The organism is Brotomerdimonas butyrica, assembly GCF_025567305.1.
Taxonomy (GTDB): domain Bacteria; phylum Bacillota; class Clostridia; order Peptostreptococcales; family Anaerovoracaceae; genus Lentihominibacter; species Lentihominibacter butyricus.
In genome coordinates this window covers 70,968-95,353 of record NZ_JAOQJP010000009.1, presented here as the reverse complement: position 1 = coordinate 95,353, position 24,386 = coordinate 70,968, and the positions used below count along the sequence as shown (strand labels likewise).

Below are 24,386 nucleotides of genomic sequence, written 5' to 3'. Positions count from 1 at the left end.
GCGGTAACTACACATGAACATTACTGACGTAAGAATCCGAAAAATCAACGATGAAAGTAAAATGAAGGCAGTAGTCTCGATTACATTTGACGATGAATTTGTTGTACACGATATCAAGATCATCGAGGGCCAGAACGGTCTGTTCATTGCTATGCCCAGCAGAAAAATGGGAGAAGGAGACTTCAGAGATATCGCCCATCCTCTTGTTTCAGAAACAAGGAACAAGATCAGAGATGCCATATTCGCAGAATACGACAAAGTTTTAGCTCAGAAAGCTGTTGAAGATGCAGCTGCCGCTGACCTCTAGGTGCCCTGTATTTCCGGGTATAAAATTATAACTGATGACAAAAAAGACCTGATGCATCAACGCACCGGGTCTTTATTTTGTTTCTGCCTATCCGATCACCTTTACCATGATAAGATTTGTCGTGCCTGATACCTGCAGCGGCATTCCCGCGCTGAAAACCACGGTATCGCCTTTTTCCACGAATCCATACTTCTCAGCTTCCCGTGCAGCATCCACCATCAGCGCATCCCAGTCGCTGCTGAAATCCGTAAGCACCGGGAAGACGCCGCGAGTCAGTGACTGCTGATGATAAGTCTTCTCTACAGGGGTAGCCGCGATTATCTTCTCGACAGGCTTGTACTTCGACATCATTTCAGCGGTATATCCCGATGTCGTCACCGCGATTATAGCCTTTGCCTTTATATCTTTTGCCGTAGTGCACGCCGCATGTCCTATCGCATTCGCGATATCCTTTTCATCCGATTCGACTTCCAGGAACTTGTACTGGTTCACTTCCTCAGCATCTATCTCCGCCTGGTGGACGATCTTTGCCATGGCCTGCACAGTCTCTACCGGGAACATCCCCGCAGCGCTTTCCCCCGAAAGCATCACAGCCGACGTCCCGTCGAACACCGCATTTGCCACATCTGTTATCTCCGCTCTCGTAGGCGACGTGCTCGTCGTCATCGACTCGAGCATCTGCGTTGCCGTTATTACAGGCTTGCCTGCCCTGCAGCATTCCTTGATGAATTTCTTCTGTATACCGGGCAGCTTTTCAAAATCGACTTCCACGCCCATGTCGCCGCGAGCCACCATTATCCCATCGGACAGATCCAGGATCTCTGCAAAGTTCGCTATGCCTTCGGTATTTTCTATCTTCGAAATGATCTTTATCTTTTCCCCGCCGTTGTCATTGAGCAGCTTCCTGAGCGCGCGTACGTCATCGCCGCTTCGAACGAACGACGCCGCCACGTAGTCCACGTCCATCTCGATACCGAACAGTATGTCGCTTCTGTCCGCTTCACTGATGTATTCGAGATCGAGCGATTTATTAGGTATATTGACGCCTTTTCTGTTGCTGATCTTCCCGCCGGAGATCACTCTGCAGATGACGTCTGTATCCGTAGTGTCCGTCACTTCCATTCTGATACGGCCGTCATCGATCAGTATGACCGTCCCGGCTTCCACCTGTGTCGGCAGCGCCTTGTAGGTGGTGTCTGCGCGCTGTGCGGTCCCCATACATTTTTCTGACGTCAGAACGAACGTGTCGCCGGCCTCCAGCATCTCGCTGCCGTTTTCAAAATCGCCGACTCTTATTTCCGGTCCCTTTGTATCGAGAAGTACCGCAGCAGGCACTCCGAGTTCGTCTCGTACTTTCCTGAAGGTTTCGATGGTCTTTCTGTGGCCCTCATGCGTTCCATGAGAAAAATTCAGCCGCGCCACATTCATGCCCGCTTCCAGCATTGCCTTCATTGTTTTTTCATCCTTGCTCGCAGGTCCCAGAGTACATACGATCTTAGTCTTTTTAAGCATAAAATCCACCTTCCTTTTCTGCCTGTATATATCTGAGGCCGCACTGTCGCTCTATATGCTGACATGCGGCCGCTGTTTCCATTATCTTAAACAGTCCCGACTCATCAGGATCAGTAATAAAATCCTGTTCCCGGGTCTGAATACTCGGCCACTCTCGCCTCATAGGCATCCATTGCAGCTTCCTCAAAAGCCAGCTCCGGATCAGCTGCCCCGCACTGCCTCAGCACATATTTTGCAAAAGGCGGGTTGAGCACCAGCAGCGGTCCTATGACGTACGTAGCCATAAAATTATTGGCATGTATACCTTCTCCGCTTATATCAGGATTCAGTCCCGGACCTCTGTCCGTGATGAAAAGCGGATCAGCCTTGACCTTACCTTCTTCCCAGTACGAATGAGTGAACTGGCTCTTGTAGCCGACTATCTTCATCATCGCAGCCACATCACCGGTCTGCCCCTTGAACTCTCCGAGATACAGCGAATTGTATCTGTTCATCATATCTCTCTTAGTCACGAAGTCAAAGAAACCCATACATTCAACGACTGTGCCGTCGACATCCTCGATCCTCTTTCCAAAGACCTCCAGCGCGTTCCCGGTGATCAGGAAATTCACGCCGCGGCCTATGAGCTCTTCGATACGCTCTATATAAGCTGACAGCTTGTCTATCACGAGAAGCTGTGCGCTTTCCGTCATCGTGCCCATGTATATGAGATCCGGCTCCTCTGTCACAAACAGCGGTTCGTCCGTGATGGCCGTCTCCACGACCTCGATATCCGGCATCGATTTTTTAAGATATCCTATATTCTCAAGTTCACCGTACAGATTGCATATTTCCGGGAAAAGGACTTCTATTTTCATCTGTTTTTTCCTCCTTTTTCCTCTATGGTCTTCTTCACTTTAGCTGCCACCTTCGATCCCAGCGCGATCGAATCCGTTCCGTAAAGAACATATATATAGCTCTCTCCGTTCAGCTTCAGCTTGTCCGGAGTATCGAGCTCATCATCCGTGTACGAGATCTTTTCCTCCGGAACGCCTGCGAGGAGCAGTCTCAGCCTGTAGTCCTTCACTCTCGGCCCGCAGATGATGATGTTTTCGATATTCTCATCGTTCAGGAATTCAAAATCGCAGTCGTACATCCAGCAGGTGTTTTCCGACCAGTGTATCGCGTCTCCCTGGCAGCAGTTCATCAGTATGATCTCTTTCTTTCCTTTCGTATGCGAAATGTAGTCGAATACTCTCGAGCTTGCGAATGCGTTTTTCTCTTTCGCGAGCATCCTGCATATCGTGTATTCGCCGACCTTTACTTCATCATAACGGCTTCCCACTATACTCATGTTTTCGAGGAAAGACTGCACCTTTTCGCGAGAATAGCCCATTTCAAGGAAAAGCGCGACCATCGACACGACGTTGTATATGTTGTATGCGCTGTCGTTGAGCAGCCTGTACGTCGCCTTGCCGTTCCTGTCTCTGATGTCGAGCGTCATCTTTTCCAGATCTACATTGCACCCCGCATAGTCGTATTCAGGAGCTGTAAAGCCGCACTCAGGACAGTATGCCTTGCCGATATGGCTGTATCTGAGATATTCGTACTTGAGCTTGTGGTGACATTCAGGGCAGATCTGTATATCGTTTATCAGATTTATGCACTCTGTTATATCGCCCGGCATTTTTTCGATTCCGAAATACGCTCTGTAATTGTCAGGCGCAACACCTGAACAGAGCAGATCGTCCGCATTCAGTATCAGCTTCGTCTTCTTCGGCATGTATTTCGTCAGTATATCCGAGATATATTCCGGATGTCCGTTTCTCATTATCGAGTCTCTGGACAGATTCGTCACGATCATGTATTCCGGCTCCATATACGGGAATATCCTTCTCGCTGAGCGCTCGTCGATCTCGAACAGCCCGAGAGACTTTTTACATTTTCCCGACAGTCCGCAGTTCTGTATGAGGCTTGTAGCTATGCCGCTGTTGATATTCGAGCCCATCCTGTTGTTTACTGCTGATATCCCCTCCTGAGCGAAGGCATCGACGATCATATTGCTGACAGTCGTCTTGCCGTTCGTCCCGGTCACCGCTATCACCTTTTCAGGCTTTCCTATATATTTCATAAAATCCGGGCATATCCTGAGCGCCAGCACACCCGGGAAATTAGTACCGTTATGCCTCGTGATCTTCAATGCCACGATCGAAAGCTTGGCCGCCCATAACGCAGCCAGAAATCTTAGTTTTCCCATAAAGAATCCTTTCATTTATTTGTCAGCTGAAAGCTGACATTAAGGTTATCCCCGCAGGGGGTTTCATTTATTTGTCAGCTGAAAGCTGACATTAAGGTTACACCCTTGTGGTGTTTCATTTATTTGTCAACGTATGTTGACATTGAGATTATCCCCGCAGGGGGAGGTCTTATATCACTCCATCTGCAACCCGGATATTATACCATGTTTCACCTTTTTATGCCATATCAAACCAGGCCGCTGTATCTAGTATTTACCGAAACGCTTCCCTGAATTTGTGCAAAACACTCAAATGCTTTGTTTTTTTTATAAATTATGGTAATATTATAGGTAATTCAAAAAAAGGAAGGCAGTGTTAAATACAATATGAAAAAGCTCAGATTTCTTATCGGCCGTATATTCGGCATGAATTATAAGCAACTGTTCGATACAGTAAAAAAAGTCCATAAGGTGTCAGGAAAAAACAGCGTGGCACTTTTCTTCGATATCATATACTGCGGTCTGAAATATCAGGCCGGATACATCGATTACCTCAATGCGAGGATGGATACGCTGAATGCGGAAGAACGACGTGACGTCGTGACGAGAGGCGTGAACAACCAGTACGTCGTAAAGTACAACGACTTCGACTATGTCCACTATTTCATAAACAAGGTGGATTTCAATGAAAAATTCAGCAAATACCTCGGCCGTGACTGGCTGTTCGTGAAAAGCGCAGACCAGCGCGACGAATTTGCGGAATTCATAAAGGGCAAGGAGGATTTCATCCTGAAGCCTGTCGACGGTACTCACGGCGATGGAGTCGCAAAGCTCCCGGCATCTATGGAATCATTCGATGCGAGCCTCGACAAGATGCCGTACCTCGCAGAAGAGCGTATCATACAGGTCGAAGAGATGTCTGCTCTCAATCCAAGCAGTGTAAACACCATAAGAGCGATCACTTTCCTCAAGGACGGAAAGGCTACTCTGCTGGCAGCATACGTGCGAATAGGAAGAGACGGGATCGTCGACAACTTCTGCAACGGCGGCATGCTGACGCCGGTCGATCTGGAAACGGGCACTCTCATGTACCCTGCAGTCGACGGTGAGAATATCGCATACGACATACACCCGATCACACACACATCGATAATCGGATTCAAGGTGCCGCAGTGGGAAAAGATAAAAGAAATGGCTCTCGAAGCTGCACTCGTCGTTCCTCAGGTTCGTTATGTAGGCTGGGACATAGCAGTTTCCGAAAACGGCCCATGCCTGATCGAAGGCAACGAATATCCGGGTCACGTGTTCTACGTGTTCGCAGAGCATCATCCTGACCACAAAGGCTGCAGACATATATTCGAATCCGTGATGGACTAGATATATAACTAAAAAACGACATTATAAAAGCTGCCATGCATCACGCATAACGGCAGCTTTTTCATTTGCATCTATATCATTCCATCGTTCTGTTCAGCTCTGTGAGTCTGTACTCATAAGCTTCAACGATCTCTTTCTCAAAGCACAGTGTATCATCAATACCCATGATCCTCATGAGCTTCTTTGCAAACAGCGGGTTGAGTATCAGGAAAGGCCCGAGCGAGTAAGTCCCGTAGAAGTTGTTTCTGCGGACACCTTCTTTTTTCGTATCAGGATTCATACCGATGCCCTTCTGTATGTCTATGAAATTATCATCAAAATCTCCGTAGGCAAACGAGAACTGGCTTCTGTGGCCCAGCACCGTGATATCATCAAATGTGCCGATGAACTGGGAGTTGTGACGGTCTCTTCTCATGTATCTCACAGAGTAGAAATCGAATATACCGAGAGCATCTATCTTCCTGCCTGCATCTTCGATATAATTTCCGAATATCTCGACCGCATTGCCCGTTGCCAGGAATATCACGCCTTTATCGATCAGTTCGATGATCCTGTCGCGATACTGACTCAGTATCCCTATGATCTGCTCCTGCTTCCTCTCCGTCGTGCATCCAAGATATATCATGTCGACATCCTCGTTTACGAAAGCCGGCGTATCCATGTGGTTGGTGTTTATGACTTCGATCTCGTCGCTGCACCGCCTCAGATATTCCACATTGTAGCTTTCCCCGTAAATATTACAGAGTTCCGGAAAGAGTAATTCTACCTTTTTCATTTTGCCGCCTCCTCCTTTGCTCTCTCAACGATCCTGTCTCTCATGTTTCTCGCTTTAGTCACATAGTCTATCTCGAACAGCACATACACTTTTTCTATGCCGCTTCTGTCAACGTGATCCACTATGTCAGCCTCATCCTCGACGCACACGATCCTGCTCTCATCTATGCCGGCAAGCAGCAGTCTCAGCTTATGGTTGAGATACATATGACCGCCGACTATTATCTTCTTTATATTAGGGCTGTTCAGGAATTCATAGTCCGTCTCGTACAGCCATGTCACAGTCTCCGACGGGTGATTCCTGTCCTGCACCTCGTCGAGCAGCAGCACTACTTCCTTTATCGACGGTTCCTTTGCCATATATTCGAACACGGTCGACGCTGCGCTGACATTCTGGCTCTTTGCCGCATACGTCAGATATTCTATACCGTTGAATTTCACGCTCGTTTCTCTTATCTTCGTCACGCGCTGAGTCTTCAGGAAATCGACGAGCTCCTGTTTTGCAAAGCCCAGCTCTCTCATCAGCGCGATGTATGACAGCACGTTGAACGCATTGAACACAGTATCTGATATGAGAGGATATGCGGTAGCCTCACCTTCCTCCCGCACTGTCATTTCCTTAGTGTCATAATCGACAGCCTCAGCAAAATATTTTGCATCAGGTGTCCTGAAATCACATGAGTCACAGTAAAAATCGCCGATATGTCTGTAAAGTCTGTAATGATAATGTATATCATGTCCACATTCAGGACAAACCGATATATCTTTTACAGTATTCTCAAACGGATCCGCTCCGATATCTGCCATACCGTAAAACACTCGTCTGGCGCCTGAATGTGCAGCAAGCTGTGAGCTTATAGGGTCGTTCGCGTTAAGGATCGCCACAGTCTTGTCCCCGAGAACATTGAATGTCCTCTCCACGTGATCGAAAATGAATTCAGGGTGTCCGTTTCTTCTAAGCGAGTCCTTGCAGATGTTCGTCACGAGTATATAGTGCGGCTCTATAAGAGTCATCGTATCATCGAGAGTCTTCTCGTCAGCCTCTAGCACCGCAGCATCCATCTTGACAGGTCTGTTGAGAAAGTCCACACATCTCATCAGGTTGAGACCGTATCCGGCCTGCAGGTTCGCGCCCCAGTCGTTGAAGCTGACTCTGTAGCCGTCTGCGACCAGCTTGTTGTTGATCAGCGCTGACGTCGTCGTCTTGCCGTTCGTTCCCGTTATCGCGATCACAAGCTTGGGCTTGTTTATATATTTCAGGAACTGCGGGCAGATCTTGTATGCCAGAAGGCCCGGCCAGTCGTCACGTTCGTTTCCTCTCTTTTTGAAAATGAACGCTACTATTTTTGAGATCCATAAAGCGATATAAAATCTAAACATATATTGTCCTCCGTATGTCGTATTCATCGCAAATAAGCTTTTTTATTGTACCACGTTTGCGAAGATAATTCCACACCCTAAAAAGACCAATCGCATCTGTACAAAAAAGACCGGCCGCACCGGAGGATGTTTTGCCGGTGCGATCAGCCCATTGTTACTATATATTGTATTTATTGAGGTTGACTGTATTACTTGTCTCGTTTATTCTCTATTCTCCAAAGAGCGGCGTCGTATAGTATCTGTCTCCGCTGTCAGGAAGCAGTGCAACGATCGTCTTCCCCTTGTTCTCAGGACGCTTTGCCAGCTGCAGCGCTGCATTCAGAGCTGCCCCGGATGAGATACCTACGAGTATTCCTTCTGTTCTTGCGATCTCTTTTCCTGTATCGAAAGCATCGTCGTTATCGATCCTGATTATCTCATCGTAGATACCTGTGTTCAGTACATCAGGTACGAAACCTGCTCCGATTCCCTGGATCTTGTGCACTCCGGCTTTTCCTTCGGAAAGTACCGGCGATGTCGACGGTTCCACAGCCACGATCTTTACATCAGGGTTCTGTGACTTCAGATATTCGCCGACTCCTGTAAGCGTGCCGCCTGTACCTACTCCGGCAACGAAGATGTCCACCTTGCCGTCTGTATCGTTCCAGATCTCAGGACCTGTAGTCTCTCTGTGCACCTTCGGGTTTGCAGGATTTACGAACTGTCCCGGGATGAAACTGTTTTCTATCTCTTTTGCAAGCTCCTCAGCCTTTGCAATAGCTCCTTTCATGCCTTTTGCGCCTTCTGTCAGCACGATCTCTGCACCGTAAGCCTTGAGTATGTTTCTTCTTTCCACACTCATCGTCTCAGGCATCGTGAGTATCGCACGATACCCCTTGGCTGTAGCGATCGCAGCCAGACCGATACCTGTATTTCCCGATGTCGGCTCGATTATCACAGAACCTTCCTTCAGGATGCCCTTTGCTTCAGCGCCTTCAATCATCGCCTTGGCAATCCTGTCCTTTACACTGCCTGCCGGATTCAGATATTCCAGCTTCACGAGAACGGTCGCGTCCAGATCATGATTTTTCTCGATATTTGTTACCTCTACGAGTGGAGTGTTTCCTATAAGATTCAGTATACCTTTATTTATATTTGCCATTTTGGTTCAACCTTCTTTCCATTATTCGCGTTCCCGCTTACTTTACAGCTTCAAATGCATCTTCAAGTGCTGCGATAAGATCGTCTATGTGTTCGATACCTATCGAAAGTCTGATAGTGTTCTCTTTGATTCCCTGCTCTTCGAGCTCCTCGCCTGTCAGCTGCGAGTGCGTAGTGCTTGCAGGGTGGATAGCCAGCGACTTCACGTCTGCAACATTTGCAAGCAGTGAGAATATAGCGAGATTATCTATGAATTTCTGAGCTGTCTTCGCATCGCCCTTTATCTCGAATGTGAATATCGAACCGCCTCCGTTAGGGAAGTACTTCTCATATAAAGCGTGGCTAGGATCGTTTTCGAGCGATGGATGGTGTACTGCCTCTACCTGCGGATGCTTGTCGAGGAACTGTACTATCTTCAGTGCGTTCTCAACGTGTCTCTCAACTCTGAGTGAAAGTGTTTCAAGTCCCTGCAGGAAGATGAATGCGTGGAACGGTGAAAGTGTTGCTCCTGTGTCTCTGAGCAGGATAGCTCTGATGTATGTCACGAATGCTGCAGGACCTGCCGCTTCTGCGAACGAGATTCCGTGGTAGCTAGGATTCGGTTCTGAGATCCAAGGATATGCACCTGATGCTTTCCAGTCGAAGCTTCCTCCGTCTATGATCACACCGCCGATCGCAGTACCATGTCCTCCGATGAACTTTGTTGCCGAGTGGACTACGATGTCTGCGCCGTGTTCGAGCGGTCTGAGCAGGTAAGGTGTAGCGAATGTCGAATCCACAACTAACGGAATGTTGTGCTTGTGTGCAGTCTCAGCCAGCGCTTCGATGTCGATGATGTTCGAGTTCGGATTGCCTAAGCTCTCGATGAATATCGCTTTTGTGTTAGGCTGTATTGCCGCTTCGAACGCACCGTCTTCTGCCGGATCAACGAATGTAGTCGTGATCCCCTGAAGTTCGAGTGTATGCGCCAGCAGGTTGTAAGTACCGCCGTATATCGTCTTCGCTGCTACGATGTGCTCTCCCTGTCTTGCCAGTGCCTGTATCGTGTAAGTGATCGCTGCTGCCCCGGATGCCGTTGCCAGTGCTGCAACGCCGCCTTCGAGCGATGCGATCCTCTGTTCGAAAATGTCCTGCGTAGGATTTGTCAGTCTGCCGTATATGTTGCCTGCGTCTCTGAGACCGAAGCGGTCTGCCGCATGCTGTGAATCATGGAAAACGTAAGATGTTGTCGCATAGATCGGAACTGCTCTCGCATCTGTTGTAGGATCTGCCTGCTCCTGTCCAACGTGTAACTGTCTTGTCTCAAACTTTAAATTTCTATCTGCCATTTTATTTTCCTCTTTCTTTCTATTTAATGATGTTAGATTTCGTTTTCTGTTCCGGGTCTTTCCCGGATGTTCTGTGTTTTGATTTAAAGACTTACTCGTGTTCAACAGCGACACATTCGGTCATCTCTCCTTACATGCACTATGAAACTGATACTCATTGAATATGTCGCCTCCCTTCTGCGAAACATCTGAATTTTAACGTTTTTCAGTTTTTCGTGTATTCCTATCTGTTTAGTATGGATTTAAGATATCACTTCTTTTCCGATCTGTCAATAGGTATTTTAAAATTTTTTAAAGTTATTTGGTATCCGCTTTTATCCCCGGGTGGGGGCGCACCTCCGGCACCTTGCCCGTACCCTTGTAAAAGGCAGTACGCGGCTGCTTTACACGCCGACATCTAAAATACAGAAACGGCAGGCTCATGCGCATAAACCATGCCGCACAGCCTGCCTGCAAAACTCAGAAATAAGTACTCCTGACCTGCTTGCCCATATCTTCAAGCCGGTCTTTCAGATCATTGATTATTTTCATTTTTGTCGCGAACGATATCGATTTTTCAGCTCCCTGGTGAGCCGGGTTGACCGCACTCCCCACGAAAATATTGATATCTGTCGCCTCTTCAAACAGCATGCGCGCCATCAGCGACGCACTGTCTCTGCTGTAGCACCACTGCACATACGTCCTGTTGTCCTGCAGGTAATCTTCTGCGTATTCCAGCACCCTGCTCAGCGTCAGCACGCCTTCAGTAGTCAGATCCACGCCTTCGATCTTTCCCATTGCCGGAATATCCGGATCGTTCTGTATGTAAGGATCATCGACGATCTTCTTTCCCAGATAGTCTGCCGCGATCTTTGCCGTAGTTCCCCCGCAGACCACATGTCTGCCCTTTTTAGAAAAGAACAGCGACATCATCTTGTGCGTGTCTGCGACATTTGCAGGCGGCCCTACCAGGACGTTCACCTGCTCCCGTTCTTTTATGCAAAGCGTCAGCGCTGTCGTATCGTCGCCAGGCTCTGCCACGTAACGTTTGAAACACTCGTCGAGCAGGATCGTGTTGATCGTCTTCGCAGAAAACCCTACCACGCTAAAAGGCTCCATATAGTCGACGATCGCAGCGCGGCCCCACTTGTTCTCATAGCTGGCTCCGCCGAAAGCAACACCTGCGTTTTCCACGCCGTCGCTGATCGCGATCACGACGTCATCCTTCTGAAGCTGTATCTTCGCCGATTCTATCGTCTTGTCGTCTATCACGGTCGAAGAAAACGGTATCTCAACCTCGGCGCCGTCTCTGAGCAGTATCGTCGACGGATTGTCGTACTGGAATATACTGAGCATGCCTGACGTCGATATGTGCAGCACCGTAAATGTCGAGTATGCCAGGTGCCTGACGGAGCACACAGGCAGCGCCTCGGCAACAGCATTCACGCAGTTCGCGATCGGCAGATTTTCCGCGATCATCCTCGAGATTATCGTCGCTGTCAGCGTCGACAGTATACAGGCTTTCACTCCGCTGCCGAGCCCGTCGGCAAGCACCGCCACGATCGACCCGTCCTCGCACTGCACCTTTTCAACATGGTCACCGCATATCATCTGACCGTCTTTTGTCAGGCTCGCGTATCCTATATCTGCATAAATCGTCTCAATCATCAGCAATCGTCTCCTTCAGGTGCTCCAGTGCGATAAGCGTATCAGCAGTCGTCTCTCCCAGCAGCGACGCGATGCTCTGAACGATCTTGAGCTGCTTTTTCGCCATATCGTTTGCGATCTCGAACGCCTGGTTCTGATTCGCAAGCTTCTTCTCTCTAAGCGCCATGTCTGCAGTTATATCGCACAAAATGCAGATGAACTGGTGGCCCTCGCGGTTGTATATTATCGTCTGTTCCACGTAGCATTCGTACTCGGCTAGATACAGCTGCTCATACATGAGATCCTTCTTTTTGAGCATCACCATTTCAAACGGCTCCGGATCGAGCAGCCTGCCGATATGCTCACCCATGACATCACTTTCATCACGGATGCGCAGGATCTTCTTCGCCTTCGGATTGATCTTCTGGATCTCCAGCTCGTCATTGAGCACCAGTATCGCATCCGGGAAATTCGCCACTACAGAATCAGACAGATTTTCCATCTGGCTCAGCATGTACGGCAGGCACATCGAGATCTCAGCTTTCCCCTGGATTATCGCGATGGCTTTTTCTCTGCACGTGCAGTATCCGCATGAGCCGCAGTTCAGCTCGTCTTCCTTCGACAGCTTGTTCATCTTTAAAAGCATCGCTTTTATCTCCGCCTCTGACGGCTGCTCCGCTTCAAGCTCGGAAGGTTCGTAAACGGCTGCTATCTCTTCCTTCGCATACTTTTCTACTGCAAAATCCTCTTTTTCCGCATAACGCACGACCTGCAGGTAATTCTGCGCAGGTGTGTTCTTCATCTTGTCCAGAATCGGCCCGTCTGCACAGCTTCCCTCACACGCGGACATTTCTATAAAGCAGTTGTGCAGTCTTCCCTCCTTTATTTCGTCGAGAACGTCCATGCACTTTTTCACTCCGTCCACGGCAACATATGTATACTCCGGATTTTTATCCATCGTCTCGATAATACCCCCAGCAGTCGGGAACACCCTCGCCCGACCGCCTTTTCTGATATCCTCTCGCCTGCCGAGCTCTATCCCTTCTTCCCTGAGCCATCTGTTGAACTCGTCGAACATCAGGACCGCATCTACCGCATCCTCTTCTGCCGCCTCTGATTTCTTGGAAATGCACGGCCCTATGAAAACGGTCTTCGCTTCAGGATGTCTGCGCTTTATATCTCTGCAGTGCGCCTGCATCGGCGTGATCACCGGCGCCAGCGTGAACAGTGCCTCCGGATAATATTTTCTCAGCATCAGATTTATGCTGGAACAGCACGAAGACACGAGGATGTTAGGCTTTTCCTCATCCAGTATCCTCTCGTATTCTTTTTTCACTATGGTAGCGCCTACCGCAGTCTCTTCCGCTCCCGCAAATCCCAGCTTTTTCAGCGCGTCTTCCAGCGCATCTATGCCGACTCCGGGGTAGCTGGCTGCAAAAGACGGAGCGATGCTCGCGTAAACGGTGCCCGTCTGCAGCATGATCCTGACTTTTTCCATATCGCTTGCGATGACTTTCGCATCCTGCGGACAGACGGCAAAACAGCGCCCGCACAGTATGCATTCGTCTTCCACGATATGCGCCTGTCCCGCTGTGAATCTTATGGACTTTACAGCGCAGTTTCTGATGCATTTGTGACAGCTCTTGCAGTTTGTCTTTTTCAATCCGAGTATTTCTCTCATATGAACTCCTCTTCTTCTCGCCTTCTGACATATCTGATATCAAGTCTTAAAATCATGTTATCAGACGTGCATTTGAATTACAACCGCAAAAACCCGCCCTTTGCACGATGGCATGATTTTTTCAAAAAAAGCCCTGGGATCAGTGACTGTTTTTCTTTACAGCATAAAAAAAGAACACTGCCCGCGCAATGTCCTTTCCGGTCTATATCGAATAATCGCTGCCCAGCATGGAATTATGGTGATCCAGCAGATCCTGAAGCGTCACACTGTCGACATAGTCGGTTATCACTTTCTCAAGTCCCTGCCAGAAACTGAGCGTAGTACACACATCGCTCATCTCACACAGATTTTCCTCGTCCTCAAGACATGATACCGGAGCCAGGCTTCCCTCCATCGTGCGGAGTATATCGCCTACCACGTACTCCCGAGGCTCCTTAGCCAGCCTGTATCCGCCGCTGTTTCCGCGCGTGCTCCTGAGAAATCCGGCTTTTTTGAGCTGCGGTATTATCTGCTCCAGATATTTGAGCGTTATGCCCTGTCTCCTCGAAACTTCTTTAAGCGGAATATATTCACCTGTATTGTTTATCGCCAGGTCAAGCATGACTCTGAGCGCATAGCGACCTTTTGTTGATACTTTCATAACAGCACCTCCTATTCCCTATTATATTATATGTAAAGTAGTTTATCAAGCTGATGAGTTTATAGTGACCTGCAATAAGTATATGATGCCCGTGATACATCGGTAATAAAACCCTGTCAGCTCGAACTTTCATATGATTCCTTGACACATGTGCAGCTCCTTGTTATTCTTACCTTATTAAACACATATGTTTTGTATATATTTAACCACAAAGGAGAAAATTATGCAAGGTCTAAAGGCTGAAAACATCATATATGCCGATAACGCCTCCGTACAGACAGATGAGAACACTATAAAGGCTGAGTTCGATGAACCGCAACGGGCAGTGACCAAAGGCCAGGCGCTCGTCCTCTATGACGGCGACACCGTCGTGGGCGGCGGGACTATATGCTGAATATTGAATATCGGTGCTATGGCGAAAAACGAAGCGGGACGTTCTCATATGTATGATCATATGAACCGTCCCGCTTTACTCTTTCATTTATTATGCCATCTGACTTCCCCGTCTGTTATTATCGGGTATCGGATAAGCTGATCTGAATCCAGATCCTCCGCATGCATATCCACTGCTGTTATCTGATGATTATCGTATGTCGTATAGTAATAGATTCCTTTATCAGCGTTGCAGCACGACGTATATATGGTTATCTCATATTTGCCGTCGCCCACTTCGCAGCATCCGCGCTGCTGGTCGACTGACCCCAGGATATGAAAGAACTGACTCACACTCTCTTTTTCGCTGTCTCCTGATACCGAGCTCAGCTTAGTGAATGCCGCCTTTACGAATCTCGACTGGCTCGAAAGATCTCCCGGTATCCCCATCGCACCCATTCCTCTGCTGTATGCATCTAGCTTCAGTGTTCCTGCAAAGGTATTTTCCGGCTGCTTTCGAGAAACGCCTGCATAGTTGTTCAGTGCAAAAAGCTGCACAGGAAACGGCGGGTTGTTCGTGAGCACTCCGACAGGGTCATCATACACATTCAGTCCATCCTCCGTGGATTCCACCACGATGCATTCATTCTTATCGGCTATCATCCAGTGCAGCTGCGCCGGGGGAAACTGATCGCTGAACGGTGTGCCTGTAAGTCTCATTCCGGCAATCCTTACTCTTGCCTCCGCGACCGATCCGCACTGACCAAGTATCCACGGAACAAACTCAAACTGCGCCACCTGGACATCATCGGTCTCGCCGACAGGAACAGCATCTTCATATGCCGCATTGCCGACAAAATTGAGCCCTGCCATTCCCAGGCCCTTTTCATTCACTCCATCGTAATAAAGAGGATATCCGTCCGCAACGAATGCCATCCCGATGATCGCGTAGTGTGACTCCAGCTTCCCTGCATGCCTGAAGTCGAATTCGCAGTTTCTAGGCGTCACGGTCACCTCCTCACCGTAAGAGAACTCGTAGTCCAGAGTTCTCCCTATATAAAAATCTTTTGTTTTGTAAGTTGATGCTGTACACATATCGTTATCTCTCTTTTCATTAAAATCCTCTGTAAAATAAGGGTTCTCTTTTATCTGCTGAACCTCCATTCCTGTTTTGGTATCTTTATTATATCAAAACAAACAAAAAATAAACGTTTTTATTTAAATATAAAAAACTCTGGAATTTCTGCCTGTTATATTGAATCATTCTTCATGCATATCATGCGGCTATGTATCATTCATATTTTTATGTCCGGCTGCATTGTACATGTCCGGAAGCATTGCCATCATGGAGATCCCTTGAAACACAAAACTCCTGCCGCAGCAGCATCTGTGCTTCCGGCAGGAGCTTTTGTCTTGATTCATCATTTTTAAGTTATCAGATCAGTCATTATGCACGTTCCATTGCCTCGATGTAATCTCTGGTATCCGTAAAGATTTCATTCTTCCAAGGATTCTTGTTCTGAGACTTCGCTCTCCTGAGAATATATGCAAATGCGAACACATTTACAGCTATCGACAGAACTGCGATAAGACCCTGTGCCAGCGGATCTGCTGCAACAGGCATACTTTCACCCATTGCTGCAGCAATGCCGCCCTCACCGTATACAGATGTAACAGTCGTGAATCTGCTTGCATCCTGGAAGAGCGGAAATACCTGAGCAAACATGCACCACAGTGCCAGAGTATTAGCACGATTCTGGATCCATCCACCCTTGTTCCACAGTGCCGCAGCAAAAGTCGGAGCGAGCAGAAGTGCAAGACCACAGTACCATGAATGTGTCGGCAGATTGAGATATGTGTACTCAAAGTTCCATATATCATATGCCAGTATAAAAACCCAGATCATATCAGGCCAGAGCATATCCTGCCTGTTCTTTGATGAGTATATCCCCCACCAGCCTGTCATACAGAATATGTTGAACAGCCCGGCTATCCCGTTAAGGACATTCCACCATCCGCCATAAAGCCATACACCTTCTGATGACAGCCACCATCCGCCTGCAAGTGAACCTGCACGGATTGCTGACTCAAAGTCAGAGGCAACAGCGATCAGAATATTGATAGCTACGATCACAAAAGGGAATACTTTGAAAGCATGTGATTTACCGAGCTTTCCCCAGTGATACTTGAGGATCATGAAGCCTACGCAGCCTGCAGTTGCAGCGTACAGCTTGGCATAATGGAACCAGCTGTTCATATGTACATAGGTATCGTTATCAAGTGCCCATTCAGCACCTTTGGCAGCGCCGATATAAATCGCGATGAAGTACACTGTCAGAGCAGCAGGCAATACCACAAAACACGCAATTCCGCCTGCCTTTGAGCGTCTTGCGATCTCATTCATTACAACAAGACCGACAAATACCATCAGCCAGCCCAGAAGCTGCCATCCGGCTGTCTCTCCATAAATATCAAAAAACATAACTTTTCCTCCTATTCTACCTCTATTTCTTTTATATTGAATTCATTGCCCTGCAGCAGAAATGTCTTCTCACTCCCACAGTACGGACAAATCTTTCCATACTCCACCGTTCCATAGGTCTTCCCGCAGTTCTCACAGAATGTTATGGCCGAGAGCTTCTCCACCTCAAGTTCACAGTCTTCGAAAAGTGGTCTTTTGGACGCAGCCCACTTCCAGCAGCTGTGAAGATATGACCCGATCACGGTCGAGACCTCACCAAGCTCAAGCACGACTTTACTGACTCTGGTCACATTGTTTGCAGCAGCGACGCCCTCAACGTGATCCAGGATATGAAATGTTACTCCAAGCTCATGCATTATGACTCTCCTTTTCTACGAAACCTAATCTCTTGGCTTTTTCCTGAACTTGACTTTGATGTTCTGCTTAAGCATATTAGGAAGGATATATTTAAGCTTCTCCTCTGATGAGTGCATTACCGATGCGCCCGGGAGCTCTCTGTTAAGGTGGATCGCGTCAAATACGCATTTCGTTGTGCAGACTCCACAGCCTATGCATTTGTTAGGATCGACTACCGATGCACCGCATGACAGGCATCTCGAAGTCTCTGCCTTGACCTGCTCCTCTGTGAGACTGTGAGACAGGTCTCTGAAAGTCTCTGCCTGCATTGCCGCATCCGCCCCCGGCGGGATCTGACGCTTCGAGTCATCATATGTATCGACTCTGATATTATCCTTGTTTAGCTCTATAAAGTCGCGACGGTTTCTCCCTATCGTAAGAGTACAATGATCGTGTACATATCTGTGAAGTGATACCGCACCCTCTCTTCCGGCTGCGATCGCATCGATCGCAAATTTCGGACCTGTATATATATCTCCTCCGACGAAAATATCAGCCTCAGATGTCTGATATGTCAGCCTGTTTGCCATCGCATTCCCATTAGGCTTAAGCTCGATGTTCATGTTCTCAAGGGTCCCACCCCAGTCGGCCATCTGTCCTACTGAGAAAACAACGTGGCGACACGACACTGTTACTGTGTCATTCTCATCGTATTCCGGCGAGAATCCGCCTTCGTCGTTAAATACTCTTATGCACCTTTTGAATACAACGCCTGAAACGTGTCCGTTCTCCTCGAGGATCTCTTTCATTCCCCAGCCAGGGTTCAGCTCGATCCCTTCCTCTAGAGCCTCCGAAATCTCGTCCCTGCTTGCAGGCATCTCGTCTCTCTGCTCGAGACAGAACATCGAAATTTTGTTGTCTGTACATCTGCTGCCTACCCTTGCAGCATCGATAGCTACATTTCCTCCACCGACAACGACAACATCACCCTCAAAATCAAAGTCTTCACGCTCACTCGCCTCTCTAAGGAAATCAACAGCTGTGTAAGCGCCAACTGCATCCTGTCCGGGAACGCCCGGCATCCTTCCCTTCTGGCATCCGATCGCAATGTAGAAGCCCTTGTAGCCCTGCTCCCTAAGCTCTTCGATCGTGAGTTCCTTACCGATCTCAACACCACATTTTATCTCGACACCCATCTCGCGAATCACATCGATCTCTGCATCCAGAAGTTTTTTCTCGAGCTTATATGATGGTATCCCGTATCGAAGCATCCCGCCCGGTTCGTCATTTTTCTCAAAGATCGTCGGCTTATATCCTGTCATGGCAAGGAAATACGCACAGCTCAGACCCGCCGGCCCCGCACCTATGATAGCGATCTTTTCATCGAAACCTCCGCGAAGCGATGGAACGATCGGCTCAGGGATATATCTTGTATCTAAACTTAGATCTCTTTCCGCAATGAATCTTTTTACCTCATCGATCGCAACAGCTTCATCGATAGTTCCTCTTGTACACGCATCCTCACATCTTCTGTTACAGACATGTCCACATACCGCAGGAAGCGGATTGTCCTTCTTGATGAGAGCAAGGGCTTCATCGTAACGCCCCTCTCCGGCCAGCTGCAGGTAGCCCTGTACTGCGATATGGGCAGGACATGCAGTCTTGCATGGAGCCGTGCCCGTGTCGTAGCAATTGATCCTGTTCACATCTCTATAATTGTGTGTCCACATGTGCTCGCCCCAAGGCATATCGCCTGGAAGCGGATGCTTCGGATATCTGATCTCGCAGCCTTCCTTGTCGCAAAGCTTCTGTCCGAGCTTTACAGCACCGGCCGGGCAGCTCTCAACGCACTTTCCGCAGGCAACACAGCTGCTCTTGTCGACCTTCGCTATATATGCTGAACGAGACATATTAGGAGTATTAAAAAGCTGCGAAGTACGAAGCGCATAGCACACATTCACGTTGCAGTTACAGATCGCAAAGATTTTGTTCTTTCCGTCGATATTTGTGATCTGATGCACGAATCCGTTATCTTCTGCCTGTTTCAGGATCTCCAGTGTTTCCTCCCTTGTGATATAGCGTCCGCCCTTCTGTGTCTCAACTACGTAGTCAGCCATGTCACCGACAGCGATGCACCAGCCTTCTGGATCGTCTGCGCATCCCTCATCGAACTTCATTCTTGAACGTCTGCAAGAACATGGACTCGCAGCGTATTTTCCCTCGTACTTGTCGAGCCAGTATGATATATGCTCAAGATCGACAGACTCATTCTCCATCTCTATCGCCTTCTCGACAGGTATCACATGCATCCCTATGCCTGCACCGCCTTCCGGTACAAAAGGTGTGATCTTGCCAAGAGGCAGACGCGACATGTGCTCAAAGAAGATACCTATCTCAGGATTCGAGTCGAGAAGCTCTGCATTCATGTTAAAGAATTCCGCACAGCCCGGTACGTACATCGGCAGAACGTACTGTTTCTCGTGCCTGTCGTTCTCCCAGTTATATTCGAGAAGTCCCTTGCGTGCCATCTCCTCAAGCATAGCTTCGCACTTTGCTTCCCCAAGACCACTGAGCTCAACGATTTCAGGAAGCGTCTTAGGCTTTCTGACTCCAAGCTTCAGTGCGAGCTCAGCTTCCTCGTCCGAAAGCACACTTGCAAGCCCCCAGTATTCAGGGTCATCTCTCGTGATCTTCCTGAGCCCGAGCTTCTGTGGAACTCTGTCAGTGATCAGCTTACCAAGCTTCGCGATCGGCTCACGGAACGGTTCGTTATGATCCGGCGTATATTCAGGATACTCATAGTCCGGGAATAACTCCCTGTCCAGTTCTCTGCTCATGATTCTCTCCTCCTCTATTTATCATTCCAATCATTGACTCTGTCCTCAAGCCAGTCAGTCCATGCATCCATTCCCTCGCCAGTCCTGGCACTAACAGGAAAAATCACCGCATCAGGATTTCTCATATGGATATATTCCTCTACAAGCTCCATATCAAAATCAAAATATGGCAGCACATCGACCTTGTTTATAAGCACTGCATCGCATATTTCAAACATCAGCGGATATTTAAGCGGTTTGTCATGACCCTCAGGAACAGAGAGTATCATGACATTAGCAGAAGCTCCTGTATCAAACTCTGCAGGACATACAAGATTGCCAACATTCTCCAGGATCGCAAGATCAAGATCATCTGTACCAAGTGCATTAAGACCCTGCCTTGTCATCTCAGCATCAAGGTGGCACATCCCGCCGGTATGGAGCTGGATCGCCTTGACTCCTGTTTCTGCAATGGCTTTCGCATCAACATCGGAGTCGATATCAGCTTCCATCACACCGATCTTCAGTCTGTCCTTAAGCAAACCTATCGTTCCTTTCAAAAGCGTCGTCTTTCCAGATCCCGGCGAAGACATGAGATTCATAAGAAAAACCTTATCCGCTCTGAGTCTGCTTCTCAACTCATCAGCATACCTGTCGTTATCTGCAAAAACACTTTCTTTGATTTCAATGATCCGAACCTCACTCATCTGACTTTATTCCTTTCATCAGTATTCTCACCATTTCGAGTTTTCCCTGTTCATATGTCATGTCATTATCATATAGCACACTTGTCCGCATAAAACAGCTTACTGTGCCCTTGACCATTGACATGAACACCGGGATCGAAACATCATCGAACGCTCCGTTCCTGATCCCTTCCCTGAGATAATTCTCTGCAATCTGCCATCCCATATTGACTGATGCCATAAGATAGTCGTACTGCCTAGGATACTTGAACGAAAGCTCATATATACGATTGAGACCGATATTGTAATACTTCTCAGGAAGTGCCAGAAGGATCCTTTCGAATTTCTGTTCAGCATCCAGATCCGGATTACGTTCGATCTCTTCCTGCATGCTCCTGAAATCGTCAGAATATCTGTCAGCTATCCCGACAAGCACATCCCGTTTACTGTCAAAGATCGTGTATATCGTTTTCTTGCTTATTCCCAGTTTACGGGCAATATCGTTCATAGTAAATTTAAGTCCCATCAGTGTGAATTCCTCGATGGCAACATCTATGATCCGTTCTTTCAATTCTGTCGTCATATCATTTTCCATATAAGTATTCTTCTTTACAAAACCCGTCGGAAACCCAAAAAGCAATTCAGGTTTCCCGTTTTCTTGATATTATCACCGAAACGTCACACCGTCAACAAAATTCTTTTAGATTTTATATTTTATCAGGGTTTTTATGTTTCGCCCTGCAACACCTGACTTTTCTGCCATCTTAGCTGCCGACAGCTTACTGTCTTCCGGTTGTTTTTAAAGTTCACTGCAAATCTGCTCCTGTACTCAAAAAAGCTCTATCTCAAATCCTTTATCACCTTTACGGCAACACCCTGGATGATACAGTTATCCACATAAAAATCTTCAATTTCACTGTTTTCAGGATGCAGTCTTACTCTGTCATCCTCTATATAGAATCTCTTCATCGTCGCTTCTTCATCTACAAGCACAACTGCGATCTGTCCATTCTCAGCAGTCTCCTGCCTGCGGATCACTACCAGGTCACCGGGATCTACACCCGCTTCGATCATGGACTCATCCCGTATACGAAAGATATAGAATTCGCCGCTTCCGAACATTGACTCCGGAAGAGATACATACTCTTCGATATGCTCTTCTGCGATATCGGGAAGACCACATGATATATCTCCCACGACTGCCGCCCTGAAAGTCGATGTATGCATCTTCTCCGTCCTCTCTGTCGTGATATTCCTGCCCTGATAGGAAAGCATCCCTCGCTCGTCCATCTCGACAAGATATTTATGTACGGTCCCTCTGGCGATCCCCATCTGCTCCGCTATCTGTGTCGTTGACGGAGAAGCATTGTGATCGATGTAATAGTCCTCGATATATTCCAGGATCTGTTTCATAAGTTCAGGATCTTTTGTTCTCATATCTCCTCCTTTTCTATCAAAAGCAACTCGCTTTCGATATGTTCATTATACATTAAATCAGCCGCCGTGAAATAAAAAGTTCAAAAAACAAAAAAGCTGAGGAACTGATTTCCCAGCCTGTATTATGTTGATTATATCTGGTTTTGTAATGATCCCATTTGAGGCGTCTTTGATCCTGTAAAAGATACGATCTTTGATATCAAGATCATCGCAGGTATCCGCCGATCCGGCAAATCAAAATTGATGCAGCCATATATCAGATACCTGGAAACCCATTTTGAAATTATTCTTCATGTAACGCACAAACGGTAAGTTATAGTGCGATCTTTTTCCATTTCCTGATTTTTGTTCTAAATGTTCCGAAAGGAGCAACTGTGTTGACATGAATGAACTTATATACTTCCCAGACTGCTGTTTTAGTCGCTTCATCAGCCCATTTTCTCATATGTGGTTTGAATAATTCTTCCTCGCTCAGAGAATCGATCATTGCATAAATGGAATCGATATTATCATTCAATATTTCTTTCAGCTCCTGAAGAGACAGATGAGCGTAGATATCATTGAACCATTGATATAAATCGCCAAGCTGATTCCATTTAAAATCATCTGAAGGCGTTTTTACTTGAAGTCCGTTTCTTTCATCTTCTTCCCACTTAAGAACTAAAGTTGTCCAGCCTACCTGATAAGCAAGATTTTCTGCAGGAGTCCTGTCGACTTCCTCAACGCTTACATCTTTTAAGGATTCCGGGATATCATCAAATTCAGAAATATATTTTTCAAAACTTTTATTTATCTCTCTTTTTAATTCATCTTTATTTTCGTATGTTCTCATTATCTTTCTCCTTAAATCACGGTGTGTCCTCGATGTTGTTCATTCTCTTTTCTCTATTAATGCAGAGAACTACTCCAAGAATCACAGCTTCAATCCCCCTATGCACTCCGATTTTAAAAAACTTTCTATCTCCTCATCTGCTTGTCTCTGAACAAAATCATCTTCTAAAGAAGTAACGGATATTGTCCATATTTGATCGTTTTTCACTTTTGGCTAATATATTTTCGAATGATCCGCCCATCTCATTTGTATCATCCAGCGATATCTGCAAATTCAGGATCGTATATATTATATCACAATAAGCTCTTCTATCCGCTATTTATTCTGCCACAAATGCTTCTGCCGTTATCCTTACTCCCAGCGATACCCCCTGTCTGTATGTCTCCTCATCTTCTATGCTCCGAACGTCATGCTGTGCTGTCAGGAATTTTTCGAAGAGTTCTCTTTGTGGAGCTGAAAGCGTTTCTTTGAGCTGCTGCTCTGCTTCTTCTTTTCTTTCACTGCAGGTCTGATACCTGATCCCTTCCGGCATGATCAGTTCTGACCTTGATAATGAGTCTTCGTAAAGTTCACGTATGATCGATTCTTTCATCTGTTGTTCCTCCTGTGTTCTGTATATGTATCGAACATACATTCTTTTCATAGAAGCTGCCAGTATGTAATATCCGGCTTTTGCACCGGACTATATATTAGATCACCCTTATTCTCTTTTCTCATGCTCACCACTCAGAAAAGAGAGTACTTTGTTTGCTTTCACAGCTTCTTTCAGCTCCCTCAGTATCTTCTTCATGCATACTCCGCACAGGCTCGCCATGTCCAGCCGCGTTGGACATAAACCGTATTTATTGGCAACTGAGTGCACCTGACTGCACTCACATGCACTGGCGTAAAATCGCCGAAAACGTTGCAATCACTTGGACCCCTTGAAACAGCAAAAGACCCGAAGCTTTCGCTTCGAGTCTTTTAATTGGCTAGGGTAGCAGGATTCGAACCTGCGCATGATGGAATCAGAATCCATTGCCTTACCGCTTGGCGATACCCCAACATTCAATTGTAAGCCTGATCTATAAGATCAAATGGGGTGGATAGTGGGATTCGAACCCACGCATAACGGAGCCACAACCCGCTGTCTTAACCACTTGACTATACCCACCATATGATGAACAAAGGATTTGTTCTTTTGATTTGGAGGCGACACCCGGATTTGAACCGGGGAATAAAGGTTTTGCAGACCTCTGCCTTACCACTTGGCTATGTCGCCTCAAGGGGAGTTGCCTCCCAATAAAATTTGGCGATCCGGAACGGGCTCGAACCGTCGACCTCCAGCGTGACAGGCTGGCATTCTAACCAACTGAACTACCGGACCATTTGGTGGGCGCTATAGGGCTCGAACCTATGACCCCCTGCTTGTAAGGCAGGTGCTCTCCCAGCTGAGCTAAGCGCCC

21 protein-coding genes, 5 tRNA genes and 1 pseudogene are annotated in these 24,386 nt (G+C 47.3%); 3 read left to right on the top strand and 24 right to left on the bottom strand.

The window, feature by feature from the left end; genetic code table 11:
* The first annotated feature begins 13 nt into the window (after positions 1 to 13).
* Entirely contained in the window at positions 14 to 307 is a 294-nt protein-coding gene (gene spoVG / locus OCV59_RS07750; RefSeq protein ID WP_147593918.1) for a septation regulator SpoVG, read from the top strand.
* Positions 308 to 394: 87 nt separating this feature from the next.
* Here the strand turns inward: spoVG and pyk are convergent, their stop codons facing one another.
* From pyk to OCV59_RS07735, 3 genes are all read right to left on the bottom strand, one after another.
* Positions 395 to 1,819, bottom strand: coding sequence for a pyruvate kinase (gene pyk / locus OCV59_RS07745; RefSeq protein WP_147593917.1), 1,425 nt, complete (start codon positions 1,817 to 1,819; stop codon positions 395 to 397).
* Between the two features lie 110 nt (positions 1,820 to 1,929).
* Entirely contained in the window at positions 1,930 to 2,676 is a 747-nt protein-coding gene (locus tag OCV59_RS07740) for a hypothetical protein (RefSeq protein ID WP_147593916.1), read from the bottom strand.
* Positions 2,673 to 4,055, bottom strand: coding sequence for a Mur ligase family protein (locus OCV59_RS07735; protein ID WP_262584220.1), 1,383 nt, complete (start codon positions 4,053 to 4,055; stop codon positions 2,673 to 2,675). Before OCV59_RS07735 ends, OCV59_RS07740 begins: the two co-directional genes overlap by 4 nt.
* Before the next feature lie 366 nt (positions 4,056 to 4,421).
* Between OCV59_RS07735 and OCV59_RS07730 the strand changes: the two genes are divergently transcribed.
* Positions 4,422 to 5,411: a sugar-transfer associated ATP-grasp domain-containing protein gene (locus OCV59_RS07730; protein ID WP_147593914.1), complete on the top strand. Its 990-nt coding sequence runs from the start codon at positions 4,422 to 4,424 to the stop codon at positions 5,409 to 5,411.
* A 76-nt stretch (positions 5,412 to 5,487) separates the two neighbouring features.
* Here the strand turns inward: OCV59_RS07730 and OCV59_RS07725 are convergent, their stop codons facing one another.
* The 7 genes from OCV59_RS07725 to OCV59_RS07695 form a co-directional block, all read right to left on the bottom strand.
* Entirely contained in the window at positions 5,488 to 6,186 is a 699-nt protein-coding gene (locus OCV59_RS07725; RefSeq protein ID WP_147593913.1) for a hypothetical protein, read from the bottom strand.
* Positions 6,183 to 7,565 carry a Mur ligase family protein gene (locus OCV59_RS07720; RefSeq protein ID WP_262584219.1) on the bottom strand — a complete coding sequence of 461 codons (1,383 nt, stop codon included), beginning with the start codon at positions 7,563 to 7,565 and terminating at the stop codon, positions 6,183 to 6,185. Before OCV59_RS07720 ends, OCV59_RS07725 begins: the two co-directional genes overlap by 4 nt.
* Before the next feature lie 208 nt (positions 7,566 to 7,773).
* Entirely contained in the window at positions 7,774 to 8,706 is a 933-nt protein-coding gene (gene cysK / locus OCV59_RS07715) for a cysteine synthase A (protein ID WP_147593911.1), read from the bottom strand.
* Between the two features lie 37 nt (positions 8,707 to 8,743).
* Positions 8,744 to 10,033, bottom strand: coding sequence for an O-acetylhomoserine aminocarboxypropyltransferase/cysteine synthase family protein (locus tag OCV59_RS07710; protein WP_147593910.1), 1,290 nt, complete (start codon positions 10,031 to 10,033; stop codon positions 8,744 to 8,746).
* Positions 10,034 to 10,492: 459 nt separating this feature from the next.
* Positions 10,493 to 11,680, bottom strand: coding sequence for a SpoIIE family protein phosphatase (locus OCV59_RS07705; RefSeq protein WP_147593909.1), 1,188 nt, complete (start codon positions 11,678 to 11,680; stop codon positions 10,493 to 10,495).
* Positions 11,673 to 13,340, bottom strand: coding sequence for a [Fe-Fe] hydrogenase large subunit C-terminal domain-containing protein (locus OCV59_RS07700; protein WP_147593908.1), 1,668 nt, complete (start codon positions 13,338 to 13,340; stop codon positions 11,673 to 11,675). The genes OCV59_RS07705 and OCV59_RS07700 overlap by 8 nt, the downstream gene beginning before the upstream one ends.
* A 202-nt stretch (positions 13,341 to 13,542) precedes the next feature.
* Complete coding sequence (locus tag OCV59_RS07695; RefSeq protein ID WP_147593907.1) at positions 13,543 to 13,980, bottom strand: RrF2 family transcriptional regulator; 438 nt, start codon at positions 13,978 to 13,980, stop codon at positions 13,543 to 13,545.
* A 280-nt stretch (positions 13,981 to 14,260) separates the two neighbouring features.
* Between OCV59_RS07695 and OCV59_RS07690 the strand changes: the two are divergent.
* Positions 14,261 to 14,374, top strand: a pseudogene (locus tag OCV59_RS07690) (aminomethyltransferase beta-barrel domain-containing protein); the annotation flags it as partial.
* A gap of 83 nt (positions 14,375 to 14,457) precedes the next feature.
* On the opposite strand, the gene bsh reads toward OCV59_RS07690, so the two are convergent.
* The 14 genes from bsh to OCV59_RS07620 all read right to left on the bottom strand — a co-directional run bounded on the left by bsh (position 14,458) and on the right by OCV59_RS07620 (position 24,386).
* Positions 14,458 to 15,447, bottom strand: coding sequence for a choloylglycine hydrolase (bsh, locus tag OCV59_RS07685; RefSeq protein ID WP_147593905.1), 990 nt, complete (start codon positions 15,445 to 15,447; stop codon positions 14,458 to 14,460).
* A gap of 352 nt (positions 15,448 to 15,799) precedes the next feature.
* Positions 15,800 to 16,834, bottom strand: coding sequence for a DUF5692 family protein (locus OCV59_RS07680; RefSeq protein WP_147593904.1), 1,035 nt, complete (start codon positions 16,832 to 16,834; stop codon positions 15,800 to 15,802).
* A gap of 11 nt (positions 16,835 to 16,845) precedes the next feature.
* On the bottom strand, positions 16,846 to 17,190 hold the full coding sequence (locus tag OCV59_RS07675; protein ID WP_147593903.1) for a hydrogenase maturation nickel metallochaperone HypA: 345 nt from the start codon (positions 17,188 to 17,190) through the stop codon (positions 16,846 to 16,848).
* Positions 17,191 to 17,214: 24 nt separating this feature from the next.
* Entirely contained in the window at positions 17,215 to 20,007 is a 2,793-nt protein-coding gene (locus tag OCV59_RS07670) for an FAD-dependent oxidoreductase (protein ID WP_147593902.1), read from the bottom strand.
* 14 nt (positions 20,008 to 20,021) lie between these two features.
* Positions 20,022 to 20,693 carry a hydrogenase nickel incorporation protein HypB gene (gene hypB, locus OCV59_RS07665; protein ID WP_147593901.1) on the bottom strand — a complete coding sequence of 224 codons (672 nt, stop codon included), beginning with the start codon at positions 20,691 to 20,693 and terminating at the stop codon, positions 20,022 to 20,024.
* Positions 20,686 to 21,267: a TetR/AcrR family transcriptional regulator gene (locus OCV59_RS07660; RefSeq protein ID WP_147593900.1), complete on the bottom strand. Its 582-nt coding sequence runs from the start codon at positions 21,265 to 21,267 to the stop codon at positions 20,686 to 20,688. The genes hypB and OCV59_RS07660 overlap by 8 nt, the downstream gene beginning before the upstream one ends.
* 245 nt (positions 21,268 to 21,512) lie before the next feature.
* The gene (gene lexA, locus OCV59_RS07655) at positions 21,513 to 22,109 is read right to left on the bottom strand and encodes a transcriptional repressor LexA (RefSeq protein WP_147593899.1); all 597 of its coding nucleotides are present in this window, start codon (positions 22,107 to 22,109) and stop codon (positions 21,513 to 21,515) included.
* Between the two features lie 313 nt (positions 22,110 to 22,422).
* Positions 22,423 to 22,941 (bottom strand): ClbS/DfsB family four-helix bundle protein, encoded by a 519-nt coding sequence (locus tag OCV59_RS07650; RefSeq protein WP_147593898.1) that lies wholly within the window; start codon positions 22,939 to 22,941, stop codon positions 22,423 to 22,425.
* 319 nt (positions 22,942 to 23,260) lie between these two features.
* Positions 23,261 to 23,533: a DUF6809 family protein gene (locus OCV59_RS07645; protein WP_147593897.1), complete on the bottom strand. Its 273-nt coding sequence runs from the start codon at positions 23,531 to 23,533 to the stop codon at positions 23,261 to 23,263.
* Between the two features lie 376 nt (positions 23,534 to 23,909).
* Positions 23,910 to 23,984 (bottom strand) — tRNA-Gln (locus tag OCV59_RS07640).
* A 34-nt stretch (positions 23,985 to 24,018) separates the two neighbouring features.
* Positions 24,019 to 24,094 (bottom strand) — tRNA-His (locus tag OCV59_RS07635).
* Between the two features lie 33 nt (positions 24,095 to 24,127).
* Positions 24,128 to 24,202: transfer RNA gene (locus OCV59_RS07630), tRNA-Cys, on the bottom strand.
* A gap of 28 nt (positions 24,203 to 24,230) precedes the next feature.
* A tRNA-Asp gene (locus OCV59_RS07625) sits at positions 24,231 to 24,307 on the bottom strand.
* A 3-nt stretch (positions 24,308 to 24,310) separates the two neighbouring features.
* A tRNA-Val gene (locus OCV59_RS07620) sits at positions 24,311 to 24,386 on the bottom strand.

Coding starts and splice junctions, on each gene's coding strand:
- OCV59_RS07735 (WP_262584220.1), bottom strand. CDS start 4,055: ATGGGAAAACTAAGATTTCTGGCTGCGTTATGGGCGGCCAAGCTTTCG.
- OCV59_RS07730 (WP_147593914.1), top strand. CDS start 4,422: ATGAAAAAGCTCAGATTTCTTATCGGCCGTATATTCGGCATGAATTAT.
- cysK (WP_147593911.1), bottom strand. CDS start 8,706: ATGGCAAATATAAATAAAGGTATACTGAATCTTATAGGAAACACTCCA.
- pyk (WP_147593917.1), bottom strand. CDS start 1,819: ATGCTTAAAAAGACTAAGATCGTATGTACTCTGGGACCTGCGAGCAAG.
- OCV59_RS07725 (WP_147593913.1), bottom strand. CDS start 6,186: ATGAAAAAGGTAGAATTACTCTTTCCGGAACTCTGTAATATTTACGGG.
- lexA (WP_147593899.1), bottom strand. CDS start 22,109: ATGAGAACAAAAGATCCTGAACTTATGAAACAGATCCTGGAATATATC.
- OCV59_RS07660 (WP_147593900.1), bottom strand. CDS start 21,267: ATGGAAAATGATATGACGACAGAATTGAAAGAACGGATCATAGATGTT.
- OCV59_RS07670 (WP_147593902.1), bottom strand. CDS start 20,007: ATGAGCAGAGAACTGGACAGGGAGTTATTCCCGGACTATGAGTATCCT.
- OCV59_RS07720 (WP_262584219.1), bottom strand. CDS start 7,565: ATGTTTAGATTTTATATCGCTTTATGGATCTCAAAAATAGTAGCGTTC.
- OCV59_RS07740 (WP_147593916.1), bottom strand. CDS start 2,676: ATGAAAATAGAAGTCCTTTTCCCGGAAATATGCAATCTGTACGGTGAA.
- OCV59_RS07675 (WP_147593903.1), bottom strand. CDS start 17,190: ATGCATGAGCTTGGAGTAACATTTCATATCCTGGATCACGTTGAGGGC.
- OCV59_RS07680 (WP_147593904.1), bottom strand. CDS start 16,834: ATGTTTTTTGATATTTATGGAGAGACAGCCGGATGGCAGCTTCTGGGC.
- OCV59_RS07700 (WP_147593908.1), bottom strand. CDS start 13,340: ATGAGAGAAATACTCGGATTGAAAAAGACAAACTGCAAGAGCTGTCAC.
- OCV59_RS07710 (WP_147593910.1), bottom strand. CDS start 10,033: ATGGCAGATAGAAATTTAAAGTTTGAGACAAGACAGTTACACGTTGGA.
- bsh (WP_147593905.1), bottom strand. CDS start 15,447: ATGTGTACAGCATCAACTTACAAAACAAAAGATTTTTATATAGGGAGA.
- hypB (WP_147593901.1), bottom strand. CDS start 20,693: ATGAGTGAGGTTCGGATCATTGAAATCAAAGAAAGTGTTTTTGCAGAT.
- OCV59_RS07645 (WP_147593897.1), bottom strand. CDS start 23,533: ATGAAAGAATCGATCATACGTGAACTTTACGAAGACTCATTATCAAGG.
- OCV59_RS07650 (WP_147593898.1), bottom strand. CDS start 22,941: ATGAGAACATACGAAAATAAAGATGAATTAAAAAGAGAGATAAATAAA.
- OCV59_RS07695 (WP_147593907.1), bottom strand. CDS start 13,980: ATGAAAGTATCAACAAAAGGTCGCTATGCGCTCAGAGTCATGCTTGAC.
- OCV59_RS07705 (WP_147593909.1), bottom strand. CDS start 11,680: ATGATTGAGACGATTTATGCAGATATAGGATACGCGAGCCTGACAAAA.
- spoVG (WP_147593918.1), top strand. CDS start 14: ATGAACATTACTGACGTAAGAATCCGAAAAATCAACGATGAAAGTAAA.